At 70.6% G+C, this 23,152-nt stretch carries 25 protein-coding genes and 1 tRNA gene; 6 read left to right on the plus strand and 20 right to left on the minus strand.

Annotated elements, in window-relative coordinates; translation table 11 throughout:
* Positions 1-16 precede the first annotated feature (16 nt).
* Positions 17-838 (minus strand): hypothetical protein, encoded by an 822-nt coding sequence (locus ACWGI2_RS27225; protein WP_453396676.1) that lies wholly within the window; start codon positions 836-838, stop codon positions 17-19.
* A gap of 298 nt (positions 839-1,136) precedes the next feature.
* Here ACWGI2_RS27225 and ACWGI2_RS27230 point away from each other — a divergent pair, with 298 nt between their 5' ends.
* Positions 1,137-1,583: an ATP-binding protein gene (locus ACWGI2_RS27230; protein ID WP_160506038.1), complete on the plus strand. Its 447-nt coding sequence runs from the start codon at positions 1,137-1,139 to the stop codon at positions 1,581-1,583.
* Positions 1,584-1,635: 52 nt separating this feature from the next.
* Here the strand turns inward: ACWGI2_RS27230 and pdxR are convergent, their stop codons facing one another.
* Positions 1,636-3,072: a MocR-like pyridoxine biosynthesis transcription factor PdxR gene (pdxR, locus tag ACWGI2_RS27235; protein ID WP_453698133.1), complete on the minus strand. Its 1,437-nt coding sequence runs from the start codon at positions 3,070-3,072 to the stop codon at positions 1,636-1,638.
* 41 nt (positions 3,073-3,113) lie between these two features.
* Here pdxR and ACWGI2_RS27240 point away from each other — a divergent pair, with 41 nt between their 5' ends.
* Positions 3,114-3,659, plus strand: a complete 546-nt coding sequence (locus tag ACWGI2_RS27240; RefSeq protein WP_453698134.1) for a carboxymuconolactone decarboxylase family protein — start codon at positions 3,114-3,116, stop codon at positions 3,657-3,659.
* 71 nt (positions 3,660-3,730) lie between these two features.
* Here ACWGI2_RS27240 and ACWGI2_RS27245 read toward each other — a convergent pair whose 3' ends face one another.
* Positions 3,731-5,227 carry an aminopeptidase P family protein gene (locus ACWGI2_RS27245; RefSeq protein WP_453698135.1) on the minus strand — a complete coding sequence of 499 codons (1,497 nt, stop codon included), beginning with the start codon at positions 5,225-5,227 and terminating at the stop codon, positions 3,731-3,733.
* A 119-nt stretch (positions 5,228-5,346) separates the two neighbouring features.
* On the minus strand, positions 5,347-6,780 hold the full coding sequence (locus ACWGI2_RS27250; RefSeq protein WP_453698136.1) for a PP2C family protein-serine/threonine phosphatase: 1,434 nt from the start codon (positions 6,778-6,780) through the stop codon (positions 5,347-5,349).
* A 538-nt stretch (positions 6,781-7,318) separates the two neighbouring features.
* Here ACWGI2_RS27250 and ACWGI2_RS27255 point away from each other — a divergent pair.
* Positions 7,319-7,996: a bifunctional DNA primase/polymerase gene (locus tag ACWGI2_RS27255; RefSeq protein WP_453698138.1), complete on the plus strand. Its 678-nt coding sequence runs from the start codon at positions 7,319-7,321 to the stop codon at positions 7,994-7,996.
* Positions 7,997-8,053: 57 nt separating this feature from the next.
* Positions 8,054-8,698 carry a hypothetical protein gene (locus tag ACWGI2_RS27260; protein ID WP_453698140.1) on the plus strand — a complete coding sequence of 215 codons (645 nt, stop codon included), beginning with the start codon at positions 8,054-8,056 and terminating at the stop codon, positions 8,696-8,698.
* Positions 8,699-8,903: 205 nt separating this feature from the next.
* On the opposite strand, the gene ACWGI2_RS27265 is transcribed toward ACWGI2_RS27260, so the two are convergent.
* The 3 genes from ACWGI2_RS27265 to ACWGI2_RS27275 all read right to left on the minus strand — a co-directional run bounded on the left by ACWGI2_RS27265 (position 8,904) and on the right by ACWGI2_RS27275 (position 11,532).
* Positions 8,904-9,869, minus strand: coding sequence for a DUF5926 family protein (locus ACWGI2_RS27265; RefSeq protein WP_453698141.1), 966 nt, complete (start codon positions 9,867-9,869; stop codon positions 8,904-8,906).
* 167 nt (positions 9,870-10,036) lie between these two features.
* Entirely contained in the window at positions 10,037-10,657 is a 621-nt protein-coding gene (locus ACWGI2_RS27270) for an ATP-binding protein (protein ID WP_453396668.1), read from the minus strand.
* A 62-nt stretch (positions 10,658-10,719) separates the two neighbouring features.
* Complete coding sequence (locus ACWGI2_RS27275; RefSeq protein ID WP_453396667.1) at positions 10,720-11,532, minus strand: glycerophosphodiester phosphodiesterase; 813 nt, start codon at positions 11,530-11,532, stop codon at positions 10,720-10,722.
* A gap of 184 nt (positions 11,533-11,716) precedes the next feature.
* Between ACWGI2_RS27275 and ACWGI2_RS27280 the strand changes: the two genes are divergently transcribed.
* Together ACWGI2_RS27280 and ACWGI2_RS27285 are read left to right on the plus strand one after the other, a co-directional pair.
* On the plus strand, positions 11,717-13,225 hold the full coding sequence (locus ACWGI2_RS27280) for a S1C family serine protease (RefSeq protein WP_453698143.1): 1,509 nt from the start codon (positions 11,717-11,719) through the stop codon (positions 13,223-13,225).
* Between the two features lie 42 nt (positions 13,226-13,267).
* Positions 13,268-13,352, plus strand: a tRNA-Ser gene (locus tag ACWGI2_RS27285).
* Positions 13,353-13,495: 143 nt separating this feature from the next.
* Here ACWGI2_RS27285 and ACWGI2_RS27290 read toward each other — a convergent pair.
* The 13 genes from ACWGI2_RS27290 to ACWGI2_RS27350 all read right to left on the minus strand — a co-directional run bounded on the left by ACWGI2_RS27290 (position 13,496) and on the right by ACWGI2_RS27350 (position 23,139).
* A complete protein-coding gene (locus ACWGI2_RS27290) occupies positions 13,496-14,905 on the minus strand; it encodes a tyrosine-type recombinase/integrase (RefSeq protein ID WP_453698145.1) in 1,410 nt (469 codons plus the stop codon).
* A 62-nt stretch (positions 14,906-14,967) separates the two neighbouring features.
* Entirely contained in the window at positions 14,968-15,156 is a 189-nt protein-coding gene (locus ACWGI2_RS27295) for a helix-turn-helix transcriptional regulator (RefSeq protein ID WP_453698146.1), read from the minus strand.
* A 172-nt stretch (positions 15,157-15,328) separates the two neighbouring features.
* Entirely contained in the window at positions 15,329-16,474 is a 1,146-nt protein-coding gene (locus ACWGI2_RS27300; protein ID WP_453698148.1) for a DUF3631 domain-containing protein, read from the minus strand.
* A complete protein-coding gene (locus tag ACWGI2_RS27305; protein WP_453698149.1) occupies positions 16,471-16,824 on the minus strand; it encodes a hypothetical protein in 354 nt (117 codons plus the stop codon). Before ACWGI2_RS27305 ends, ACWGI2_RS27300 begins: the two co-directional genes overlap by 4 nt.
* A complete protein-coding gene (locus tag ACWGI2_RS27310; protein WP_453698150.1) occupies positions 16,821-17,735 on the minus strand; it encodes a bifunctional DNA primase/polymerase in 915 nt (304 codons plus the stop codon). Before ACWGI2_RS27310 ends, ACWGI2_RS27305 begins: the two co-directional genes overlap by 4 nt.
* 81 nt (positions 17,736-17,816) lie before the next feature.
* Positions 17,817-18,293 carry a hypothetical protein gene (locus tag ACWGI2_RS27315; RefSeq protein WP_453698151.1) on the minus strand — a complete coding sequence of 159 codons (477 nt, stop codon included), beginning with the start codon at positions 18,291-18,293 and terminating at the stop codon, positions 17,817-17,819.
* Positions 18,294-18,496: 203 nt separating this feature from the next.
* Entirely contained in the window at positions 18,497-20,611 is a 2,115-nt protein-coding gene (locus ACWGI2_RS27320; protein ID WP_453698152.1) for an ATP-binding protein, read from the minus strand.
* Positions 20,612-20,663: 52 nt separating this feature from the next.
* Positions 20,664-20,834, minus strand: a complete 171-nt coding sequence (locus ACWGI2_RS27325) for a pRL2-8 (protein WP_453698153.1) — start codon at positions 20,832-20,834, stop codon at positions 20,664-20,666.
* A gap of 2 nt (positions 20,835-20,836) precedes the next feature.
* Complete coding sequence (locus ACWGI2_RS27330; protein WP_453698154.1) at positions 20,837-21,154, minus strand: hypothetical protein; 318 nt, start codon at positions 21,152-21,154, stop codon at positions 20,837-20,839.
* Between the two features lie 2 nt (positions 21,155-21,156).
* Complete coding sequence (locus ACWGI2_RS27335; protein WP_453698156.1) at positions 21,157-21,549, minus strand: RRQRL motif-containing zinc-binding protein; 393 nt, start codon at positions 21,547-21,549, stop codon at positions 21,157-21,159.
* On the minus strand, positions 21,549-22,433 hold the full coding sequence (locus ACWGI2_RS27340) for a DUF2637 domain-containing protein (RefSeq protein ID WP_453698157.1): 885 nt from the start codon (positions 22,431-22,433) through the stop codon (positions 21,549-21,551). Before ACWGI2_RS27340 ends, ACWGI2_RS27335 begins: the two co-directional genes overlap by 1 nt.
* On the minus strand, positions 22,430-22,879 hold the full coding sequence (locus tag ACWGI2_RS27345; protein ID WP_453698158.1) for a Pycsar system effector family protein: 450 nt from the start codon (positions 22,877-22,879) through the stop codon (positions 22,430-22,432). The genes ACWGI2_RS27340 and ACWGI2_RS27345 overlap by 4 nt, the downstream gene beginning before the upstream one ends.
* Positions 22,876-23,139: a DUF6284 family protein gene (locus ACWGI2_RS27350; RefSeq protein ID WP_453698159.1), complete on the minus strand. Its 264-nt coding sequence runs from the start codon at positions 23,137-23,139 to the stop codon at positions 22,876-22,878. The genes ACWGI2_RS27345 and ACWGI2_RS27350 overlap by 4 nt, the downstream gene beginning before the upstream one ends.
* Positions 23,140-23,152: the final 13 nt, after the last annotated feature.

Raw genomic sequence — 23,152 nt, forward strand, 5'->3', positions numbered from 1 at the left:
GTAGGAGTGCGTCGCGTCAGGCAGCGAGTGCGAGTGCGGCGGTGGCCGGCGGGCCCCGCCTGATCACCGTGTGCTGGAGCGCGGTGGTGTGCGGCTTCGGCGGTCCGAAGAACGCTGTCCGGGGTGTCCGGAGATCCGGGCCGGGCGCCCCGGGAAGTCCGGCGAGCAGGGCGCGTACGAGAGCGAGCGCCCCGCGCAGGGAACGGACGAGCGCCGCCTCGGCGACTCCATAAGCCCCGTGTGCCGAGAGCCGCGCGAGCCGGAGCAGCGCGATGTCGCCGTGGCGCAGCAGCCAACCGGCGGCGACGGCGGCGAGTACGTGCCCCAGGAGCATCGGAAGCGACGGGAGGAGCGACATGGAGTCCATCGCCGTGTCCGCCGCCGCGGCCGGGGCGCTGTGGTGCGTGGCGTGGCTCGCGGCCCCGCCGCCCGGCTCCACGCCCGCCGTCGTCAGGATCCGGTGGGCCTGGGCAGGACTGAGGTTGGCGGCGCCGGCCCCGCACACCAGGCGCGCGGCCCGCTCCACCAGGGAGGGCTCGGCGGACGCCACCGCGGTGCTGCCGTGCTGGCCGACTCCGAAGAGCGCATGCAGGCCGACCTGCCCCGCAGCGAGCGCGGCGGCGATGCCCGGCAGCGATCGCTCACGGCCGGCGAGCGGAGCCGCGACGGCGAACACGGCGAGGAATCCGACGCCCAGCGTCCACAGCGGGACGGCGGCGCAGGAAGCGAGCACATGGCCCCCGGCGGACAGCACGACGCAGAGCACGGCGAACACCGCGGCTCTCAGCAGCCGGAGGTCGACTCCGGCGCGCGCTTCGCGCTGGTGGGGGGCAGTCATGGCCGGAACATCATTGCACTGGGCTTACCCGCCGCATACGGCAGGTCCGCAAGCTCCCATGGGTGCCGATGGATGCCGATGGGTGCTGATGGGTGCCGTTGAGTGCCGTTCGGGACCATCGGCACCGAATGGGTGCCTTTCGGGACGCTTGAAAGTGGCTTGTGAGCGGCATGTCTACACCGTCGAGAGCCGTTCGCGCGTCCGCCGTATGGGCGGCATCACGTCAACTAGGCGCTTATACACGGGCGCTTACGGCAATACGTATCGGTATGTCGAGCCGCGGCCAGGAGGCTGGAGCATGAGCATGTGGTGGTCTCTCCATTTGCGGCGCGAAGCTGCGAGCGTCCCGCTGGCCCGCCGGTTGCTGATCGGCACGATGGAGACCGCGGGGGTGGATCCTGACGTCTCGTACGACCTGTCGGTGGCTCTCAGCGAGGCCTGTGCCAACGCGGTGGAGCACGGCGGCGCGGCGGTGCCCCCCGAGGGGGCGGCCGGGGCCTATCGGGTGACGGCGTACCTGGACGGCGAGAAGTGCCGCATCGAAGTGGCCGATTCAGGTCCGGGGTTCGTCCCTGTCGCGACGCACGCTTCCGACTCCGCCGAGCATGGGCGGGGACTGTTTCTCATCCAGGAGCTCGCCGATCATGTGCACTACGGACAGCGGCCGGGTGGCAGGGGCGGCGCGGTGATCAGCTTCGACAAGATCCTCAAGTGGCGCGAGGACACGCCGCTCGTGACGGCCTGAACCCGCTGTGGGCCCCCTGAAAGCCCCCTGAAGCCGTCTGAAGCCCTGAGGCTCAGTCGGGCGGCAGCGCCCGGCACAAAGCCTCGAGCGCCGCCCCGTAGGCGTGCTCCGGCGGCGTGGAGTAGCCGACGACCAGGCCGTCGGGCGCGGGCATCGTGGCTTGCGGGTGGCGGAACTCCGCGAGGCCCTCCAGTGCGAGGCCCTGCCAGGCGGCCGCCTTCGCCGTGGACTGTTCGGTGCCGGGCGGCAGCCGCAGGACGGCGTGCAGGCCCGCGGCGACTCCGGTCGGGCTGATGTGCGGGGCATGCGTGGCGAGGGCGGCGACGAGCTGGTCGCGGCGGTTGCGGTAGCGCTGACGCATACGGCGGATGTGCCGGTCGTAGTGGCCCGACTCGATCAGATCGGCCAGCGTGAGCTGGTCGATGACGCTCGCCCACGCCTCTCGTTCGCCCTTCGCCGCGAGCACCCCGTCGATGAGGTGTTCGGGCAGAACAAGCCACCCCAGACGCACTCCCGGAGAGAGGCTCTTGCTGACCGAGCCCATGTAGATGACCCGTTCGGAATCCAGACCCTGTACGGCGCCCACCGGCTCCCGGTCGTAGCGGAACTCGCCGTCGTAGTCGTCCTCCAGTACGAGGCCGCCGCTGGTGCGTGCCCAGTCGATCGCCGCCGCGCGCCGTGTCGGGTGCAGGGGGCCGCCGGTCGGGAACTGGTGTGCGGGCGTGAGCAGTACACCCCGGATGCGCTGACTCCCGGTCAACTCCTCGATCCGGGCGCCCTTTTCGTCGAGGCCGAGCGGGACCGTCCGTACGCCCGCGGTCGCGAGGATCGACCGGTGGAAGCCGAGGCCGTACGACTCCACGGCCAGAGGGCCCCGCAGCATCCCGCCTCCGCCGGTACCGAACAGCAGCCGCAGGGCGTGCGCGAACCCGGAGCACACCACGATCCGCTCCGGATCGGCACGCACCCCACGCGCGCGTGCCAGGTAACCGGCGAGCGCCCGGCGCAGCTCGACGCGCCCCTGCGGGTCACCCGGCCCGAAGGCCTCGTTCGGCGCGGAGTTGAGGGCGCGCCGGGCCGCGGCGAGCCAGGCGGTGCGCGGGAAGGATGCGGCGTCCGGCTGGCCCTGGCGCAGGTCGTACGCGGGCGGGGCGGGCTTCGCGGGCCGGGTGGGTGCCCGCTTGGGGACGCGGGTGCGGGTGGGAGGCGCCGCCCGGTCGGCCACCCGGGTGCCGGAGCCCTGCCGCGCGGTCAGCCAGCCCTCGGCGACCAGCTCGGCGTAGGCGTCCGCGACGGTGTTGCGGGCGATGCCGAGGTCTGCGGCGAGGGAGCGGTACGGCGGAAGCCGCGTCCCCGGAGCGAGCCGTCCCTCGCGTACGGCGTCCCGCAGAGCGCGGATGAGGACGGCACGGCGGCCCCCCGTCCCGGAGAGCTCCAGGTGCAGGTCACTCCCGATGCGCTCGGCCAGATTGACCCAAGATTCCACCATGGAAATGCACCCTATCCGAGGTCTATCCAGCCCGTAGATTCATGGTCATGACGAACAACGAGAACGCCACGCAGACCGTCGCTCGGCCCGCCGCACAGACCGCCGCTCAGCCTGCCGCACAGACCCTCGCGCCCGCTCCCCGCCTCAACTTCGCCAAGGCCGCCCCCAAGGCCTTCAAGGCCGTGATCGGACTCGACGCCGCGGCCCGCGACGAACTCGACCCGGCCCTGGTCGAGCTGATCCAGATCCGCGCCTCGCTGCTCAACGGCTGCGCGTACTGCCTGCACATGCACACCTCCGACGCGCGCAAGGCGGGCGAGGACGAGGCGCGGCTGCACATGGTCGGTGTCTGGCGCGAGGCCAGGAACTTCTTCACGGAGAAGGAGCAGGCGGCCCTCGACCTCACCGAGGCCGTCACGCTCGTCCACCGGGGCGGCGTCCCGGACGACGTCTACGCCCGCGCGGCGGCGCACTTCGACGAAACGGAGCTCGGCCACGTCCTGGCCCTGATCTTCACCATCAACACCTGGAACCGCATCGCCCTGAGCACCGCCAAGGTGGCGGGCGAGGACGAGCGCCAGGCATGAGCGTCGGGCCCCCGCCCGGAAACGCAGAACCGGGCCCCTTCTTAAAGAAGAGGCCCGGTTCAGCAGGACGCTCAGCCCTTGAGCTCGGCCATCCACGCCTCGACGTCGTCCGCCCGCCGCGGCAGCGCGGCCGACAGGTTCTTGTTGCCGTCGGCCGTCACGAGGATGTCGTCCTCGATCCGCACGCCGATCCCGCGGTACTCCTCCGGCACCGTCAGGTCGTCCGCCTGGAAGTACAGACCGGGCTCGACGGTCAGGCACATGCCGGGCTCCAGGACACCGTCGGCGTACGTCTCACGGCGCGCGGCCGCGCAGTCGTGGACGTCCATGCCGAGCATGTGACCGGTGCCGTGCAGGGTCCAGCGGCGCTGGAGACCGAGTTCCAGGACGCGCTCGACCGGGCCCTCGACGAGGCCCCACTCCACGAGCTTCTCGGCGAGCACGCGCTGCGCGGCCTCGTGGAAGTCGCGGTACTTGGCGCCGGGCCGCACCGCCGCGATGCCGGCCTCCTGAGCCTCGTACACCGCGTCGTAGATCTTCCGCTGCAGCGCGTCGAAGCGGCCGTTGATCGGCAGCGTCCGCGTCACGTCGGCGGTGTAGTACGTGTGCGTCTCCACACCGGCGTCGAGCAGCAGCAGCTCCCCGGCGCGCACGGCGCCGTCGTTGCGCACCCAGTGCAGCGTCGTGGCGTGCGGGCCCGCGGCGCAGATCGAGCCGTAGCCGATGTCGTTGCCGTCGACGCGGGCGCGCAGGAAGAACGTGCCCTCGATGTAGCGCTCGCTGGTCGCCTCGGCCTTGTCCAGGACGCGCACGACGTCCTCGAAGCCGCGGGCCGTCGAGTCGCACGCCTTCTGCAGCTCGCCGACCTCGAACTCGTCCTTGACCAGACGGGCCTCGGACAGGAAGACGCGCAGTTCCTCGTCCCGCTCGGCCGTGACCTTGTCGGTCAGCGCGGCCTCGATGCCGGCGTCGTAGCCACGGACGACGCGGACGGAGCCGGTCGCCTCGCGCAGCTGTTCGGGCAGCTCGCGCACGTCGGACGCCGGGATGCCGTACAGCGTCTCGGCCTCGGTCAGGGAGTGCCTGCGGCCGACCCACAGCTCGCCCTGGCCGTCCAGCCAGAACTCGCCGTTCTCGCGGTTGGAGCGCGGCAGCAGGTAGATGGTGGCCTCGTGGCCGCTCGTGCCGTCCGCGAAGTCCGTCGGCTCAAGGACGAGGACGCCGTCCTCGGTCTGGTTGCCGGTCAGGTACGCGTACTCGACGGAGGAGCGGAAGGCGTACTCCGTGTCGTTCGAGCGGGTCCTGAGATTGCCCGCGGGGATCACGAGGCGCTCGCCCGGGAAGCGCGCGGAGAGCGCGGCGCGGCGGGCGGCGGTGTGCTCGGCCTGGGCGATCGGCTGCAGGTCGTGCAGCTCGGTGTCGGCCCAGCCGGACTTCATGTTCTCGGCGAGCTCGTCGGAGACTCCCGGGTACAGGCCGTTCTTGCGCTGCTTGATCGGCTCTTCCTCGGACTCGATCTCCAGGTCTTCCGGGGTCTCCGGGTTCTCCGGATTGAGCTCCTCCGACACGATCTGCCTCCTATGTACGACACTGGGCCCCCTCCATCGTACGGGCGTACGGAAGGGGGCCCAGAGCCGGAAGGCCCATTACATGCCGTATTGCGGGGGTCACTCGAAATTGCGGGTGGTCACTCGAAACGGGCCGCAAGGAGCACCACGTCCTCGTCGCTGTCGACCGCGTCGAGCCCGTCGGGCAGCACCGTCCGCAGGACGTGATCGACGAGTGCGTCCGGGTCGTCGCGCACCGACTTCGGCACGCTCGCCGCCGCCGCGTGCAGCCGTGCGAAGGCGCGGTCCATGGCGTCCCCGGTGCGGTGCAGCAGGCCGTCCGTATAGAGAAGCACCGTTTCTCCCGGCTCCGGCTGGAACTCCACGCTCGGCGCCTCCCAGCAGGCGAGCATCCCCAGCGGTGCCGAGAGCGAGGTCTCCACGAACTCCGTGCGCCGCTCGCCGATCACCAGGGGCGGACTGTGCCCCGCACCCGCGAGGACGATCTTGCGCAGCGCCGGTTCGCAGTAGGCGAAGAGGGCCGTCGCGGACCGCGCGGGCTCGGTGAGCCGAAGGAGCAGCTCCAGATCGGACAGTACGGCGACGGGGTCCTCGCCCTCCATCACGGCGTACGCCCGCAAGGAGGCCCGCAGGCGCCCCATCGCGGCGACGGCGCTCGGCCCGGACCCGGTGACGGACCCGACCGCGAGGCCGAGCGCGGCGTCCGGCAGCGGCAGCGCGTCGAACCAGTCGCCACCTCCGAGCGCTGAGGTGCGGTGCCGCGCGGCGAGCTGCACCCCGGTGACCCGCGGCAGGCGCGAGGGCAGCAGCTCTTCGCGCAAGGTGGCCTCCGTGGTGCGGGCGCGGTCCAGTTCGATCAGCCGCGCCAGGTGTTCGGCGGCCTGGCGTGTGTAGAGCCCGACGAGGTGGCGCCGGCGCTCGCCGGGCTCCGCGGGCTCGTCGTACAGCCAGACGGCGGCGCCGATCCGGCCCGCCGTCTCGGTGGACAGGGGCAGCGCGTAGCTCGCGGCGTAGCCGAGCCGGGCGGCCACTTCGCGGTGACGGGGGTCGAGGCTGCTGTCGGCGAGCAGATCGGCGTTGACGATCTCGGTCTCGGCGCCCGGGGGTGTGGGCGGTGCGTCGAGGAGCCGCCCGAAGGCGGTCGAGGCGCGGGGGACCGTCTCGATGTGGCCGAGGTCGGCGCGGGCGAGGCCGAGGCCGATGGTGGTGTCGGGGCCGAGCCCGTCGGCGGGCTCCAGGACGAGCAGGCCCCGGCGCGCGCCGACGAGGGCGGCTCCGGCGCGCAGCAGTTCGTGCAGCGCTTCGTCGAGGGTGGCCGTGCGGGCCAGGCGTTCGGTGAGCTCCTGCAAGGTGGTGAGATCGGAGATCCAGCCCGCGAGCCGGTCCTGGATCATGAGGGTCGGTGCGCCTTGGGCCTGTGGGGCGGGCGCGACAGTGTGGGCTGGTGGCGGAACAGTTGAATCGATTCCGGCCACTTTCGGAAGGTGCGGAGCGTTCATGGCTGACGGCTTTCCGGCCGGTGCGTATTGCTCAATAGCATCGCAAACCCCCATGTCATTCTGCGCCGCTAGCAATGTTCTCCACATCTACACGCACTGGTTAGGGGATGTCCAGCATTGTCCAGCTGGGATTCCTGGTGTCCGTGGGAATTCTGTGACGTATCGCGATCTTGGTAACTTGGCTCAAAAGTGCCTGAGGCGACGGCCTATTGCGATCGACTGGGATTGTTCAACAAGGGGCACTCCCAGGCCCTCAGGCACGGGAGGCGCGTCACAGCGGCCGTGATGGGTACGTACTCGGTGATGACCAGGGGCAGTTGAGATCCGCCCGGAACCTGGCGACGGACCCGGGCGTCTTAACTCACGACGACCGTGCCCCATCCTCCCGTGGGGGAGGCGGCGAAGAAGTACGCGGGACAGCAAACGCCAGGCACCGCCACCCCACGCCACGCTAACGCTCGGCCCTTAGGGGTTCCCCATGCCGCAGGCTGGGGTGTGATGCGCCAGTTCTACGCACAGCGAAGTGATCCACACATGGTGTGATGTGGCCCGCCGTGTTCCTCGGCGTGTAAACGGAAAGGAACGAGCGCTCATGCGCGAGATCCTCGGAAGGCGACGCAGGCTCCTGTCCAGGCTCACCGGCAGGAAGTCTGACCAGAGTCCTGGTCTGATCGGCGCGGCCCTGACCTTTGCCACGGCATGGAAATGGCCCGTGGTGCCAGGTGTCGGACTCGACCGGCGAGACGGCACCCGCTGCGCCTGCCCCGACCCCGACTGCACGGTGCCAGGAGCCCACCCCCTCGACCCCGGTCTGCTGACCGCGACGACCGACGAGCGCATGGTGCGCTGGTGGTGGACGAACCGCCCGGACGCGCCCATCGTGCTGGCCACCGGCAACAGCGCCCCGTGCGCCGTCAGCCTGCCCGCGATCGCGGGAGCGCGCGCCCTGGCCGCGCTCGACGAGATGGGCATCAGGCTCGGCCCGGTCGTCGCGACCCCCGCCCGCCTCTTCCTGCTCGTCGCGCCGTACTCCATGGAGCAGTTGGGCGACCTGCTGTACGCCAAGGACTACGTACCGGGCTCGCTGCGCTTCCACGGAGAGGGCGGATATCTCGCGCTGCCGCCCTCCGAGACGGGCCAGGGGCCGGTGCGCTGGGAGCGGGCTCCGCTGCCCGGCTCGGCGGCGCCGTGGGTGCCCGATGTCGAGGCCGTGGTGGACGCGGTGGTGGACGCGCTCACTCGTACGGGTGTGAGCGCGCCCGAGTTGTAGGGGAAATGGGCGCGCGGCGAGCCGGGCGCCCGTCAAACGTCGTTAGTGTCAGGCCCCATGAACCCCCGCCTGATCGCGCTCATGGGCGTCGTGGCCATTACGGTTCTCCTGCCGCTCGCCGGCGCCTCCGCGGGGCCTGTGGGCGACGTTGACGCCGAAGCCAGGCCGGCGGAGCGGCCGGCGGACGCGACACCGGGGGCGGCGCCGGATCCCGACGCGAAACAGCCCTCCACGGAGAAGCCGACTTCGAAACGGTCCTCTACGGAGGGGGCGTCCAGGGAAGGCGCGTCTACGGAGGGCGCGTCTTCGGGCGGCCGGTCCACGGACAGGTCGTCGCTCCTCACGGGCCTCGGCCTCGACAGCACCGCACAGTGCGGCCCCGAACTCACCTCCCCAAAGGGCATCGAAGCCCAGACGTGCGTCCTGACCCAGGGGCACGACACCTGGGGACGCACGTACTACCGCAACACCACCGGTGATGAGCTGAGCGCCGTACTGACCGTTATGGCGCCGGGCGGACGCACCGTTCAGATGCATTGCGCGGTCGGAGCCGCGGACGAGCCGGGGGCGTGCGAGACGCCTCGGGAGCGTACGGCGGGAAATGCCGAGGAATATTCGGCGGTGGTGGAGTTCGCGGACGGGAGTGGCGGGCCGTTGCTCCTGCGCTCCGGGAGCAACTCCGCTCGGCCGAAGGCCAGTTGAGTCAGCAGGTCGGGCCGGACAGCGGGCCGGACATGAAAGGGCCCGGTTGCTGGCGACGGGGGATGCACCAGCAACCGGGCTACCTGAACGGTAACAAGAGATCTGCTCTGGGCAAATTCGATCTCGGATATCCGGACAGGGATTTACCTGTGGCGGGCGGGAGTTGTGACAGGAGTCACCCACTCCCTTCCGACTGACTGGTGGGTCAGCTCAGCGTCACCTGGCGGTTGGTGAGACCGCCGCGCGCCCGGCGCTCCTCCGGCGTGAGCGGGGCGTCGCTGCCCAGCGCCTTCGCGAGCCGCTCGGCGAACTCCGCGGCGGGCTTCTCGATGTCCTCGGCGCCCATGCCGGTCGGCAGGTCCCACACCGGGACCGTCAGACCGTGCGCCCGGAAGGATCCGACCAGACGGGTGCCATCGCCGAGGCTCGACGTACCGGCCGCGTGCAGCCGGGCGAGCGCGTCGAGGAGCTGCTCCTCGGGGTGCGGCATGACCCAGCGCAGGTGGTTCTTCTCCGGGGTCTCGCACCAGTACGCGGAGTCCACGCCGGAGAGCTTCACGGTCGGAATGGCGGCGGCGTTCGCCCGCTCCAGGGACGCGGAGACCTCCGTGGAGGCGTTCTCCGAGTCCGGAACCCAGAACTCGAAGCCCGCGTGCACGATCGGCTCGAATGTGCCGTCGGGGTCGAGGAGATCCTGAAGGCGCGGCCCGTCGGCGGGGGCGCGGCGGGCCTGGACCGGGGAGCCGGGCTCGGCGGTCAGGGCGCGCTGGAGGGTGTCGGCGAGGTCGCGGCTGATGTCGCCGGACGCGGTGTCGTTCTGCAGGCCGAGCAGCACCGAGCCGTCGTCGCGGCGCAGCGCGGGCCAGGCCATCGGCAGGACCGTCGCCAGCATGACGGAGGGCACGCCGTCCGGCAGCCCGTCCTTGAGGGGCAGTTCGACGGTCGCCGCCGGGACGAGCTCGCGCAGAGCCACCCAGTCGCCCTCGCCGGGCAGGCCTTCGAAGGGGCGCTGCACCAGCTCGGTCACCGCGTGCGCGGCGGCCCGGCCGTGACAGGCCTTGTAACGGCGGCCCGAACCGCAGGGGCAGGGTTCGCGGGCACCGACGACAGGGACCTGCCCGTCCGTCAGCTGCGGCTGCTTGCCCTTGGTCTGAGGGCGCTTCTTGGCCATCTTGGGTGTCTCCCGGATGCGGCTTTACAGCGTGGCTCTTCGTACGTCTTGGGCGTACGGGCGCGAGCCTAGCCGCTCACCCGGAGGGCGTCGGGATTCAGCCGGAGTCGGCCGGAGTACGGCCGAAGCCATCGGTCGGAGTCACCGCTCGCCGTCGCCGCTCGCAGCTATCGCTCGCGGTCGTCGAAGGGGTCCGCGTACGCGAGGTCCGGTATCGCGGAGCCCGCGGGCGCCGCGACGCGCGTAGCGAAGTCCTCGTGACAGTGCCCGGCATGTACGACGACCCACACCGTGACCTCGCCGTGGGTGTCGTCGCGCACGCCCCACGTCTCGGCGAGGGACGTGATGATGTTGAGCCCGCGCCCGCCGTGCGCGGTGACCGATGGCGTGGCCGGAACGGGGCGGGTCGGCCCACCGCCGTCCGTCACCTCGACCGTCAGCCTGCCTGTCGCGTCCACGCGCCAAGCGGCCCGGACATCACCGTCGCCCACCATTCCCTCGCCCAGCGGCCTGCCGTGCCGACAGGCATTGCTGAGCAATTCCGAAAGGATCAGTACGGCATCGTCGACGACCGATTCCGGCACCCCGTTCCCGCGCAGTTGATCGCGCATCCGGTGCCTTGCTTCCCCCACGCCCGCCGGGCCATGGGGTACGGCCATGCTCGACGACGCGGGCACCTCCCGTGCCACCACCAACGCCACCCCCGAGACCTCCTTCGCCCCACGCCACGGTGTGAATGCCCCAATGGACTGGACCGGAAACCGGCCACTCCTTGTGCGGTGACGCACTCGTAACGATCGAATACGGACCGAACGCGCCGGTGCACACCCTGTAACTGACGGGATCGCGGTTAGCGGCGGCCCAACTGGGACAGCACCTGCTTGGGGCGATTCGTGATGATGGCGTCGACGCCGAGTTCGGCGCAGAGCTCCACGTCCTCGGGTTCGTTCACGGTCCACACGTGCACCTGGTGACCCGCGCGTTTGAGTTTGGCCACGTAGGCGGGGTGGTTGCGGATGATCCGCATGCCGGGGCCGGCGATCCGAACGCCCTCGGGAAGGCGGCCGTCGCGGTGGCGCGGCGAGACGAACTGCATCAGATAGACCGTCGGCAGGGTGGGGGACGCGGCCCGCACGCGGTGCAGGGAGCGCGCCGAGAAGCTCATGACGCGTACGGGAGAGGGGCCATCGGCGGGTGGGGAATCCAAACCGAAGCGCTTCAGTAGAAGAAGCAGCCTTTCCTCGACCTGGCCCGCCCAGCGGGTGGGGTGCTTGGTCTCGATGGCCAGCTGGACGTTGCGCCCCGAAGCGTTGCTCTCGGCCACGAGCTCGAGGAGCCGCTCCAGGGTGAGGACGGAGGTGTCCTCCCAGTCGGGGCCTTCGTCGGCCTCACCGTGGTTGTTCTTCCAGGAGCCGAAGTCGAGGGTGGCGAGATCCGCGAGCTCCAGGGCCGACACGGCTCCCCGGCCGTTCGACGTCCGGTTCACGCGACGGTCGTGGACACAGACGAGGTGCCCGTCCGCGGTGAGGCGTACGTCGCATTCGAGAGCGTCGGCACCGTCCTCGACAGCCTTCTTGTACGCGGCCAGCGTGTGCTCGGGGGCGTCTTCGGAGGCTCCGCGGTGGGCGACGACCTGGATCTGTTGCTGTCGTGCGAGGGTCACCGCGTCATGGTGCCATCACGGGGTACTCGAAGGCTTGCCCAAGGTGTCGCACACAAGGCCGGATCCACAGGCTCGGCTTATGGTGCCCTGACAGCCCATGGGAAAAGCTGACTGCAGACACATGCACAGTTGGGCACAGCCAGGCCGTGACCGAGAACGACAGCGTGGACCGAGGAGAAGAGCTGTGAGCACCGAGAACGAGGGCAACGAGGTACCCCCGGCCCCGTCAGCGCCTCCTGTGCCGGTGGAATCTCCCGCTGCTTCCGCCGCCCCTGCGACCCCTGCCGCCGACCCCGCACGCCCCTCCGTCGCCCCCGATCCCGCGGCGCCGACCTCCGCGGCGTCCGCCCCGGAACCGGCGGCGCACGAGGCTCCCACGCACGCCGGAGCCGCCGCGGGCGCGCCCCAGCACGCCGCCCCGCACGCCTCCGGTGCTGGTACCGGTACCGGTGCCGGCGCCTGGCCGCCTCCGCCGCCGCCCGCCGTTCCCTCGTACGCCCAAGGTGGAGGCTCCGGCTCCGGATGGGGCGCTTCGTACGCGGCGCAGCACCCGGAGGGGCCCAAGCCCGCGGGCCGTCGCGGTGGTCTGATCGCCGCGGTGCTCGTGGCCGCGCTGGTCGCGGGCGGTGTCGGCGGCGGCATCGGCTTCTGGGCGGCCGACCGGAACGACAACAGCACGGGCTCGACCACGGTGTCCGCGTCGGACACCCCGGCCGACCTCAAGCGCGAACCCGGCACGGTCGCCGGCATCGCGAACAAGGCGCTGCCCAGCGTCGTCACCATCGAGGCCCAGGGGGGCAACGGCGAGGGCGGCACGGGCACCGGCTTCGTCTACGACACTCAGGGCCACATCCTCACGAACAACCACGTCGTGGCGTCCGCGGCCGACGGTGGAAAGCTCGCGGCGACGTTCTCGGACGGCAAGAAGTACGACGCCGAGGTGGTCGGCCGCGCCGAGGGCTATGACGTCGCGGTCCTCAAGCTCAAGAACCCGCCCTCGAACCTGAAGCCGCTCCCCCTCGGCAACTCCGACAAGGTGGCCGTCGGCGACTCGACGATCGCCATCGGCGCCCCCTTCGGCCTTTCGAACACGGTCACCACCGGCATCGTCAGCGCCAAGGACCGCCCGGTGACTTCCAGCGACGGCGCGAGCAGCAAGAGCTCGTACATGAGCGCCCTGCAGACCGACGCGTCCATCAACCCCGGCAACTCCGGCGGCCCGCTGCTCGACGCGGGCGGTGCGGTCATCGGCATCAACTCCGCGATCAAGCCCGCGGAGAGCGGCGGCGGCCTCGGCGGAGGCGGCCAGTCAGGCTCCATCGGCCTGGGCTTCGCGATCCCGGTCAACCAGGCCAAGTACGTCGCCCAGCAGCTGATCAAGAACGGCCAGGCCGTCTACCCCGTGATCGGCGCCTCGGTCGCCCTGGAGGAGAACGCGGGCGGCGCCACGATCTCCCAGGAAGGCGCCAGCGGTTCGCAGGCGGTCACCCCGAACGGTCCGGCGGACAAGGCGGGCCTCAAGCCCGGCGACGTCATCACGAAGCTGGACGACACGGTGATCGACAGCGGCCCGACCCTGATCGGCCAGATCTGGACCCACAAGCCGGGCGACACCGTCGAGATCACGTACAAGCGCGACGGCAAGGAGCACAAGGTCGACGTGGTCCTGGGCCAGCGCAAGGGCGAGAGCTGACCCGCTACTCTTGTCCCCGCACCGCCCTGAACGGCGGTGCGGGGTGGGTTGCCCGAGCGGCCTAAGGGAACGGTCTTGAAAACCGTCGTGGCGAGAGTCACCGTGGGTTCAAATCCCACACCCACCGCTTGCAGGTCAGACGGATTGCAGGTCAGAAGGGGTGCCTCTCAGTGAGAGGCACCCCTTCTGCGTTGATCCTGTCTCACCCTGTCTCGCCCGTATCCCACCTTTGACCAGTACGTATGGGCCATCTGTGGGCCAGGAATGCCGCTAGTCGTCGTCCGCCAGCCCCTGGGCGATGAGCTGATTCGAGCGCCCCTGATTCCCCTTGAGGATCTTGGCGTAGAAGCGGTAGAGCACGGCGATGCTGTGCCCTGCTCGCGCCGCGACTTCCACGGGGTCTACGCCCGACTTGATCCACAGGGACACGCCAGCGTGGCGGAGCGAGTACGGCACCTTCGCGAGGGGCGTTGCTGCGTCCTCCTCCGACAGAACGCCCGCGCGAGCGGCCTCCCAGAGGTCGCAGTACTCGGTGGAGCGGACCCGGCCGCCGTTGGCTGCACGGAACAGCCGTCCGTCCGTTGCAGTCCCGTGCTCGGCAAGGTGATCCCTGAGCAACCGCACGAGCACGGGCGGAATCGGCACTGAGCGCGTGGCACCCCGAGCCCTGCGCTTCAAGCTGCGCGCCTCGTAGGAAGCCCCGTCATCAGTCCAGCCCCCGCCTACTTCCGGGCGGCTCTCCCCGAGCAGCAGCTCCCCCCAGTGCTCCCGTGATTCCTCGGTGTCTGGGGGCAACGTGCAGTCCGCACGCTTCAACGAAGCGATTTCAGCGGGGCGCATCGCGGCGTAGTACAGGCAGCCGAAAAATGCTTCCAGGTGACGGCCGCGCGGCCCGGAACTCCGTACGGCCGTGAGGAACGAGCGCGCCAGCGCAGGGCCGGGGACGTACCGGAAATCGATCTCGTCATCGGTCTCGGGCGGTGTCCAGTCGACGCGAGGGAGCGGGTTGGCAGACAGGAGTCCCTTCTCCTCGACGGTGTAGCGAAGGAAGTTGCTCAGGACCATCCGCTTTCTGCGGGCGGTGTTCTCTGCCGCCTTCTTGCCGTCCATCCGGCGCGAGAGGGCTTCAAGGGCCGGACGGAGTAGCGCGGGGTCCTCCAGCGCCTTGACCTTCATCGAATGGTCGGAGATCCAGGACAGGGCCGCTCGGATTTCTGCTGACGGCTCCTCCACGTTGTGGCGGGAGGTCAACTTCCCGTCGGGGCCCGGAACGGCGCGGAAAGCCCACTGGTACAGGGCTGCTCGCAAAATCTTGGCGTCCGGCGCCCCGCGAGTCGTGGTGACGAGTGTCGGCGTGACGACCGCGAGCGCTTCGGCGATGCCGGCGCGATGCTTCGCCGCAGCGCGGGGCCACTTCATGAGCGCGTATGCGGTCGCGTGCTCGTACCAGGTTGGGGAGGAGAGGGCGGCCAACTCCCGCGCGGGCAGGCCGGTGTCCTCGTCGAACTGCTCCCGCTCCCGCAGCGCGGCCAGCAATTCAGACTGGCGGCCTTGCGCCTGTGGCTTGAGCTTGTAGCTCTTCGAGTGCGGCCGGGCACCAACTCTCCACCGCAGCTCGAAAGGCTTCGGGCGGCCAGCACGCTTGCGGATGGACCAGACATCAACGTCGTACGTGAGCATGAGGCTCCCAAAGGCGAGGGGCCCACCGGATGCGGTGGGCCCCTCGGTTGATTGAAGGGGGACTATGCGGCGTTCTGTGCGCAGCTCTCCCACCAGGCGTCCAGGTCGCGACGGCTCACGCGCACCTGACCGTTGGGGAGCTTGCGGAGCTTGGGAGCGAGGCCGCGTGCACGCATGCGGTAGAAGGCGGCACGGCTCATGTCGATCTCTTCGAGGACTTCAGGGAGCTTGAGCATCTGGGGGCGGGCCACGGTGCAACTCCTTGGCGAAGCGTTCGGGGGAGGGGGGTCTTCTGAGGGCCGCTACTTCCGCTACCTCCGCTACCTCGCAGGTCAGGGGCCCTGTCGGAGGTAGCGGACGAGGTAGCGGTAGCGGATAGGTAGCGGCAAGCGCGACCGCTTGCCGCTACCTCATCACTGCTGGTCAGGCCAGGTTTTCGGTGCCGGGTAGCGGAGGTAGCGGACTTTCGGGGGGTGGGGGGCAGTAGCGGGCCCACGCGTCGTGCAGATCGGCGGTGTAGTAGCCCTTGAGGACGCTTCCTGCGGTCTTGATGTTGCGGGAGGCGATGGGTTCGTTGTCGGCCGTCATGTACTCCGCGAGCATCTTGGACAGGCGCCGGTTGTCGAGCGGCTTGCCGCTCATGTCGGCCCATGGGGCGTCGTCCAGGGCGTTGAGCCGGTCCAGGATGGCGATGGTGGGCAGGCGGTCGATGCCGACCATGACGTGGTCGCGCAGGTCGGTCAGCAGCCGTACGCCCAGGCTGCCCTTGTCGTTGGCCTGGGAGGCGGTTACCAGCGTCACGCATGCCTCGCGTGCCCTGGTGGGCCAGTCGCCGCCTGCTGCGTCGGCGATGGCGAGCAGGGGTTCCCACACGTCGGCCGGGCGGTCGCTGACCCCGTCGGGCATCTCGGGCCAGGCACCCATGACGAACCCCCGTGCGTGTTCGGCCCATTCGGCGAGCCGGTCACGGAGCTTGTGGCCCTCGGCCTCGTGCATGCGGGCGCGGAAGGGTTCGATGCGCTCGTTGCGGGCCCGTCGGCGCATCCGGATGATGACCGAGCGGGTCATGATCGTGTCCGGCAGGTGCCCGAGTCCGGCGACCGCGACGCCTGCGTAGGAGGGGAAGGCCTGCACGGTCTGGTTGCCGCCATCTCCGATGCACCGGTAGGTGACCCCGGTGCGGCGGTGGCCTGCGTTGAGGAATCCGCGCAGTTCTTCGTTGTCGCCTGCCTTGGGTCCAAAGACGGTGTCGATCTCGTCGAACAGGATCGTGGGCCGTCCGTTGGGGTTGGACACGGACCGGAAAAGGGCGGCGGCGGACGCGTTGACGGCCGTCATGGGGTCGGGCACGAGGGTTTCCACGATCTCCAGCGCCCGCGACTTCCCCGACCCGGGTTCCGGGGACAGGAAGGCGAGACGCGGGGTGGAGTCGAAGCAGTCGAGCAGGTGAGCGTGGGCGTCCCACAGGGCGACCGCGACGTAGGCGGCTTCGGTGGGGAAGACGTTGAAGCGGCGGTGGAAGGCTTCCACCTCGTTGAGCAGCGCGGCCCCGTCGATGGCGTCGGTCATGCGGCGGCCCTCCCTTCCTGGGGGGTGCGGAGCGGGCAGGTATCGCGGTGGGCTTCGTGGTCGGTGATCAGGGCCAGGACGCGGGGCTTGCCCACGGCGCTGCGGTCACGGCCGCACAGGCACCGTGACGTCGCAGTGGGGACCGCGCCGCGTGGGGCGACGATGTGCAGCCAGGCCACGGGGTAGCGTCCGTCGCCGCGTGGCGGGTCAGGGCGAACAGCAATGGGGACGCCTTCGGCGACGCCCTTCGGTTCGCCCACGGCCGTCCGGGGAGCGGCCTGTACGGCGAGGTGTGGGCCCGTCGGGGTGTGGGTGATGCTCTTCAGAGGGGGGCGGGGCGGGGTGCTCATGCCGCATCCCGGCGACGCTGGTTGTGGGCGATGGACCAGTTCAGTGCGCTGCGCAGGGTGGCGCGGCACTGGGACGTCGGCAGTCCGGCCGCCTCGCCCGCCTCCTGAAGAGCATCCTCGACCGTCGATCGGGCAAGGTCGCTCCACGCGATGAACCGCCCCAGGGCTCGCGCGGCCGTGAACAACTTGGCCTCGCGCTCCCCGACTTGAGCCCCGGCGACGTTGCGGATCTCGTTGGCGAGCGCGATGTCAGCGTATCGGCGGGATTGTGCCGTTACGGCCACTGAGGGGGCCCGTGCGGGCTTGGGGGCGGGCTGGAGGATGCTCAGCAGCCATCCGGGCAGTGAGGCCGCCATAGGGCCGCCTACGGCTTCGTAGGGTCCTGCGGGGGTGGTGCTGCCCGCTGCGACGACGTAGCCGCCCCACGCCCGGGTGTCGACCAACGGGGCGATTGTGCCTGCCGTGTTGGCCAGCCGCACGCCGTCCGGCGCGGTGAAGTACAGGTGCTGTCCGCCGCTCGCGGTCCGTGTCCGGCAGGTGGTCGGGACGGTGTGGCCGGTGCGCTCGCAGAGCGCCTTGAAGGTCGTCACGCCGCAAGGCGTGTCCGAAGTGCCCTTGTCCTTGGGCATGTCGAGATCGACGACCAGCAGCCCAGAAGGGCCGGTGGCGATGCCGACGTTGAACGCGCCGTGCGACCAGGTGGCGCGGATACGGTCCGCGTCGGTAGTGGCGCGCTGCTCCCACTTGCGGTGGCCGCTCGCGCAGATTCCGGTGCGGGGGCAGGAGGCTTCGCCGTGCAGGGCGGGGCGCTTGGTCCCGGGCCGGAGCGGGAAGACGTGCCAGCCGCGAGCGGCGGCATCCAGGGCGGCGGCCATCAGGCCCTCTCGCCCGTTGGGCGTGGGTTGCGTCATGCTGGATGTCTCCAGTTCTGTGAAGAGTGCTGGCGACAAGGGCGGCCCCGGACTTTGGCGAGACGGGGGCCGCCCTTGGCATCACTGCTGGTTGTTGGTCTTGGCCCACACGCCGCTGGTGCGGCTGTGGACGTTGCGCCGGTCCTGGTAGACGGGGCCTTCGTAGTGGTGGTGGACGTCCGGGGCGGGCTTGCCTCGCCGGACGAGCCGGGCGAGGGCGAGCACGAGGGCGGTCGGGGCGCCGAACACCAGGCCGCAGATGATCGGGTCGGCGAACTGGGAGACGTACATGAGCGCGGCCGCCGTGCCGCCGACCATGACGGTGGTGGTGCCGCCAGCGAGCATGAGCACGCTGGCATCGGTGGCGCCCTGGCTCATCGGGGGCCGTCCGGGCTGGGCGACGGCCGGGGTGTCGCCGTGGGCGGGCACCGGGGTGTCGTCGCGGTAGGCGGTGGGCCGGTAGGCGTCGGCGATGATCCGCCGCGCCTCGGTCTCGGCCTGCGCCTCGCTCAGTCCGGCGCGCGTGGACGTCGCGTCCGGGGTGGTGTCGGGGTACATGCGGAATCCCTTCTCGACATGGTCCGGGGAGGCTGCGGCACCCCCTGAGGAAGGCCCCGCGGGAGGGGGTTGGGGGCGCTGACCTGCGGCGCCTCCCCGCCTCCCCGAAGGGGTGTTTTCGCTGATCAGTGCGGGGGAGGCGGGTCAGGGAGGCCCTTGGGGAGTTCTCCCCGCCTCCCCGACCCGGCACGGCTCGCCTCCCCTCAGTCGGCGACGGAAGCGGAACCGGTGGTGTCGCGGTTGGCGAGCGCGCGGGCCACGTCGTCGCGGCGCACGACCATGACCCCGTGGGACTTCTTCGGCTCCTCGCCGTGCTCTTCGAGCAGCCGCTTGAGGCGGCCGTTGTTCCACTCGCGGTAGACGGTCGCGTCCAGCGTGTGCAGCCGCTTGAGGACCTCATCGGTGCGCAGCCGCGCGGAGGTGCCGAGGACGGCGGCGATGTCGGCGAGCGAGTCGCGCTTCTCGCTGCGGTCGATGCTGTGCACGGTGGCCACCCCATCGCGCAACAGCTTGGCCCGCTCCGCGATCTCGGTGGCCTGCTCGGTGTCGATGTAGTGCGTGCGCACCGTGATGGACGTCTGTCCGGCCGGGATATCGATGCCGTCGGAAGCGATGACCAAGGTGCCCTTGTCCAGGCCCTGCCGCAGCAGATGCGGGGCCGCACCGCCGTCAACGGCCTTGTCGCCCAACGCCATCCGGGCCTGCGACTCGGTGCCCAGCGCGAGCGAGGCACGCGTGTGGGCGCCCTCACGGACCAGCTTGGGCAGGTTCGCGTCGGTGGGGTCCTGGGTGCCCTGCCACAGCAGCACGTTGACCGCACGCCCCTGGTTGTGGACCTTGCGGCAGCCCATGAAGTACCGCGAGGTGGACTTAGCGCCGCCGTAGGGCCGCTTTTCCTCATCCTTGAGCGGGCACATGAACGCCACCTGCGCCTCATCGACCACGAGCAGCAGCAGCGGGAAGTCCGTGCCGGGCGGCTCCTGGAGGCGGCGGTTCATCTCCTCCACCCCGGACTCGACCATCTCGGTCGCCTCGATCACGTGCTCATCGGTCGGCCCCTGGATGAGGACGGTGGCCAGGCCCTCGAACATGGCCCAGTCCCCCGCGCCCTTGAGATCGGCGATGCGGAACTCCACCGACCGGCACAGGGCCAGCCACAGGACTAGCGCCCGCAGGGCAGCGGTCTTGCCCTGGTTGGACAGACCCGTGATCAACAGCATCCGCTGGAACAGGCTCAACAGCGCCGCATCCCCGCGCAGGTCCTGCCCCCACGGAGCGCGGCCCTTGGCGTAGTCGGCGGTCAGGCTCTCGTCGGTGACCAGCGGAGACGGGCCGATCGGCTCATCCAGTGCACCCGAGTCCGCGATCCACAGCCGGACCGTGCGGGCGGCCTGCGGGATGGTGATGAACACTTCGTGCTCGTGCCGGGTCAGGTTCTCCGCGAGCTTGCGGCGCTTGTTCTGCACCTCCACCGTGGACACCCCAGACGGCAAGGTGACGTCGACTTCCACCCCGCACCCAGCGATCCGGATCGGGCCGAGCATCGCGGCCCCGGCATCGCCCATCTCCTTGATGGCGTTCTTCAAGGCGGGCACTCCCAGGTCGCGCAGGGCCTTGACCACGATCGACGGGGTGATCGGCTCCCCCTCGCCGTTGCGCACGTTGGCGGGCAGCGCCCAGTTCGGTGCGGCCTGTTGCTTGCGGCCGACCGCCCACAGGGCCAGCAGCGCGAGGAACGGGCCGATCGTGAGGGCGGGACCCCACACGACCTGCACGATCCGGATGAGCAGGCCGATGAACTCGATCGTGGCGGCGAGCGGAGTGATGACGTCGGCGACGTCGCCATTGTTGATGGCCATCACGATGCCGAGCGCGACCAGGGTTCCGATGCCCATGCCAGTGCCGACCAGGGCGCCCTTGGCCGCGTCCACGGGCGAGTGCAGCAGGTCCATGCGGCGGCGGTGGCGCGCGTCGCGGAAGCGCTGAAGACGCTCCTCCCATTCCTCGGCCACCTCGTAGTTGCCGGCCGCTTCGGCGGCCCGCAACATGCGCTCGTAGCGGGAGCCGGTACGGCCATCCCACGTGCGGCGGGCCACGATCCGGCCCCCGCCCAGCACGTACATGCTGTGGCGGGCGACCGCACGCGCGGTTGTCTTGGTCCGCTCGTCGGTGGCGATCCGGCGCACGGCATGGCCGGAGCGCACCCACAGCCGTACGGGCGCGGGCGGTGCCGGGTCGGGGACCACGCTCAGCGTGGTCACGGACGCGGTGTCGGCGGCGGGCGGTGTCTTGTGCAGGTGAACGACGTTGTCGCCCATGGCAGAGAAGCTCCTGACTACCCCTTGCGGGGTGGGAAGTTGGGGGGTGCGCTCAGAACCAGCGAGAGGGCTTCTTGGGCACGAGGGACGGGCAGCCGTTGACCATGTGGTCGATGCACGGCGCGCAGTCCTGGCGCGGCTTGAGGCGGCGGTGGATGCTCTTGTCGTGGGCGTGCTGCCAGCACTGCGGGCACTCACCGGGCGGCGTCGGTTTAGCGGCCATACTCACCACCACCCCGAGGACTTCTTCGCGGCCTTGATGGTGGCGGCCTCGTTCACGACGCGCTGCCGCTCGACCTGCAAGGCGATGACCTCGGCCTGAAGGCGGGTGGTAGCCGCGTTCCACGCGGTGGCGGCCTTGTCCTCGCTGCGGGCGCCGCTGCGGTGCCGCGCGACCTCGTACGAGCCGCTCGCAGCGGCGGCGAGGATGGCGCGCCGCTCGCGGCCGGACAGCGGCCACATCTGACGCTGCTGGGCCGCTTCGAGCTTGCGGGTCGTGTCCCGGATCGCGCGGTCGATGCGGCGGGTATCGGGCTTGGCCATGGTCAACCCCTCCTGGTGGCCGTGCGGTTGGCGTCGGCACAGAGCACGCACATGCCGAGCGAGACGGGCAGGCAGTAGCTGTAGATGACCCCGCACTCGGGGCAGGTACGGCGGGCGAGCATCGCCAGCGCGAGCGCCCCACACTTTCGGGAGGTCATCGGCCGGACCGGCTTGGCGCGGTCGACGTAGTACAGGTAGGCGATCGCCGCACCGCTCTTGCGGCGACGCGAGCGACGCATGAGCTGAGCCGCTATGGGCTGACCGCCCGGACGCAGGCCCTGCGCCCGCAACTGGCGACGCGTGGCCAGCCCGTCCGGGGCGAACTTCCACGGGTAGGTGGGCACCCCGTAGCGGGCGCCCGTGGGGTCGAAGCACTCGGCATACGCGGTAGCCATCAGGCCACCGCCCCTGCGCGCTCGGCCCGCAGCGTCTCGCGCAGCGTCCGGGCGTTCTTCGGGGAGGTGTGCACCGCAAGGCGGATACCTTCAGCCGTCAGCTTGGCGTCCGGCCAATCGGCCGTTGCGGTGCGCGCCTCAGCGAGCAACTCGTCGGGGGTGCGCTTGGTGCGGGGCGGTCGGGCCACCTCCGGCACTCGACCGGTCGCCCGACGGGGGCGGGGCGACTCTGCGGCCACCGCCCGCGACTCGATCGGCGCCACCGGGGTCGGCTCGATCGCCGGGGTGGGCTTGAGCGGTATGGCCGACTTCAGGAACCCGACCGGCACCGGAGTCGGCAGCGCGACGGGGTTCGCCGTGCGCGGTTCGGGGGTCGATTCGGGGAGGTCAGCGGTAGACCGATTGCTCACGATCTCGGTCGATTCCTCCGCATTTGCGGTCGGAGGGTCGATCGGGGCGGGTCGGTGGTGCAGGACCTTGGCGACCAGATCGGAGCCGAAGTAGATCGACCCGACCGGAAGCGACGTCGCCAGCAGCACCAGAGCCCAGTTGGCGGGGTCCCAGTCGGCGAGGCGACCCCAGTCGACCGACCGGCCGTGCAACTCGGGCACGAGGCCGTGCACGTAGTTGAGGACCAGCGAAGCGAGCGTGTAGGTGCCCAGCACCCTCAGCGCGAACGTCCTATCCCGACCGGCCAGCACGAGCGTGGCGACCAGGGCGAGGGCCATCAGGCCGTCGACCACGAACGGGTAGAGCGTCGCCGCTGTCGCATCCGCCCCGACCGCGCCTGCGATGTCGCGCAGCGCGTTCCAGGAGACGCGAAAGGCCATGGCAACGACCGCGACCAGCGCGGCCACCAGGAGGACTTTGCCCTTGCGGTTCATGCCAGCACACCCCCTGCCGCGAGCAGCGCGGCGAGGACGAGCAGCGCGCCGCCTGCGCAGGTGAGGTCGACCGCGCGCTTCAGCCCGGTGAACTTGGCGACGGCGATGCGGGACAGGCCCGCGATGTCCGCGCTCAGGTCGGTGGCCAGGGTGGCGCTGATCTCTTCGGCGGTGAGCGTGGCCCACAGCGGGAAGCCGTGGCGGCCTCCCAGGTTGGGGCGCACGGAGCGCAGCAGGAGAGCAGCCGCAGCGAGCAGCAGCGACGTGCCGAGTCCGCCCACCACGTAGGCGGGGGCGGTCAGGGGTGCGTCCTTGGCGACGGTCCAGGTTCCGGCGAGCAGTGCGCCGACGAAGGCGAGCAGCAGGCTGGTTTTGGTGTCGGTCCGGGCGATCTCGGCCTTCACCTCAGCGTGAGCGGCCGTCAGCTTCGAGTCGATGGCACTCACGCGCCCACCTCCGCAGCCGTGGCGGCGGCGTTGGCGAGCGTGACGCGGGCGGCCAGGGCCTTGCGGCGGGCCCGGCGGAGACGCCTCGTGTCCAGCTCGTTCGGGGTGCGGTCCAGAGTGATGATCTGCGCGTCCAAGAGCTCGACGTCCGCCAGGATGACGGGCATCTCGTGCTCGATCGCGTCCAGCTCAGCGGCCGTGGGCTCCATCCACGGCTCGAAGGCGGTAACAGCGTCCTGAACAGTGACGATGTGGTCCATGGGTCGTGTTCTC

The sequence above is a fragment of the Streptomyces sp. NPDC054866 genome (assembly GCF_053610745.1).

Excerpts from the sequence above, each read along its gene's own strand:
- ACWGI2_RS27315 (WP_453698151.1), bottom strand. The coding sequence starts at position 18,293 with ATGTACCCCGACACCACCCCGGACGCGACGTCCACGCGCGCCGGACTG.
- ACWGI2_RS27250 (WP_453698136.1), bottom strand. The coding sequence starts at position 6,780 with ATGGGGGTTTGCGATGCTATTGAGCAATACGCACCGGCCGGAAAGCCG.
- ACWGI2_RS27325 (WP_453698153.1), bottom strand. The coding sequence starts at position 20,834 with ATGGCCGCTAAACCGACGCCGCCCGGTGAGTGCCCGCAGTGCTGGCAG.
- ACWGI2_RS27230 (WP_160506038.1), top strand. The coding sequence starts at position 1,137 with ATGAGCATGTGGTGGTCTCTCCATTTGCGGCGCGAAGCTGCGAGCGTC.
- ACWGI2_RS27225 (WP_453396676.1), bottom strand. The coding sequence starts at position 838 with ATGACTGCCCCCCACCAGCGCGAAGCGCGCGCCGGAGTCGACCTCCGG.
- ACWGI2_RS27335 (WP_453698156.1), bottom strand. The coding sequence starts at position 21,549 with ATGGCTACCGCGTATGCCGAGTGCTTCGACCCCACGGGCGCCCGCTAC.
- ACWGI2_RS27300 (WP_453698148.1), bottom strand. The coding sequence starts at position 16,474 with ATGACCGACGCCATCGACGGGGCCGCGCTGCTCAACGAGGTGGAAGCC.
- ACWGI2_RS27340 (WP_453698157.1), bottom strand. The coding sequence starts at position 22,433 with ATGAACCGCAAGGGCAAAGTCCTCCTGGTGGCCGCGCTGGTCGCGGTC.
- ACWGI2_RS27265 (WP_453698141.1), bottom strand. The coding sequence starts at position 9,869 with ATGGCCAAGAAGCGCCCTCAGACCAAGGGCAAGCAGCCGCAGCTGACG.
- ACWGI2_RS27240 (WP_453698134.1), top strand. The coding sequence starts at position 3,114 with ATGGTCATGACGAACAACGAGAACGCCACGCAGACCGTCGCTCGGCCC.
- ACWGI2_RS27255 (WP_453698138.1), top strand. The coding sequence starts at position 7,319 with ATGCGCGAGATCCTCGGAAGGCGACGCAGGCTCCTGTCCAGGCTCACC.
- ACWGI2_RS27310 (WP_453698150.1), bottom strand. The coding sequence starts at position 17,735 with ATGACGCAACCCACGCCCAACGGGCGAGAGGGCCTGATGGCCGCCGCC.
- ACWGI2_RS27320 (WP_453698152.1), bottom strand. The coding sequence starts at position 20,611 with ATGGGCGACAACGTCGTTCACCTGCACAAGACACCGCCCGCCGCCGAC.
- ACWGI2_RS27260 (WP_453698140.1), top strand. The coding sequence starts at position 8,054 with ATGAACCCCCGCCTGATCGCGCTCATGGGCGTCGTGGCCATTACGGTT.
- ACWGI2_RS27350 (WP_453698159.1), bottom strand. The coding sequence starts at position 23,139 with ATGGACCACATCGTCACTGTTCAGGACGCTGTTACCGCCTTCGAGCCG.
- ACWGI2_RS27305 (WP_453698149.1), bottom strand. The coding sequence starts at position 16,824 with ATGAGCACCCCGCCCCGCCCCCCTCTGAAGAGCATCACCCACACCCCG.
- pdxR (WP_453698133.1), bottom strand. The coding sequence starts at position 3,072 with ATGGTGGAATCTTGGGTCAATCTGGCCGAGCGCATCGGGAGTGACCTG.
- ACWGI2_RS27290 (WP_453698145.1), bottom strand. The coding sequence starts at position 14,905 with ATGCTCACGTACGACGTTGATGTCTGGTCCATCCGCAAGCGTGCTGGC.
- ACWGI2_RS27330 (WP_453698154.1), bottom strand. The coding sequence starts at position 21,154 with ATGGCCAAGCCCGATACCCGCCGCATCGACCGCGCGATCCGGGACACG.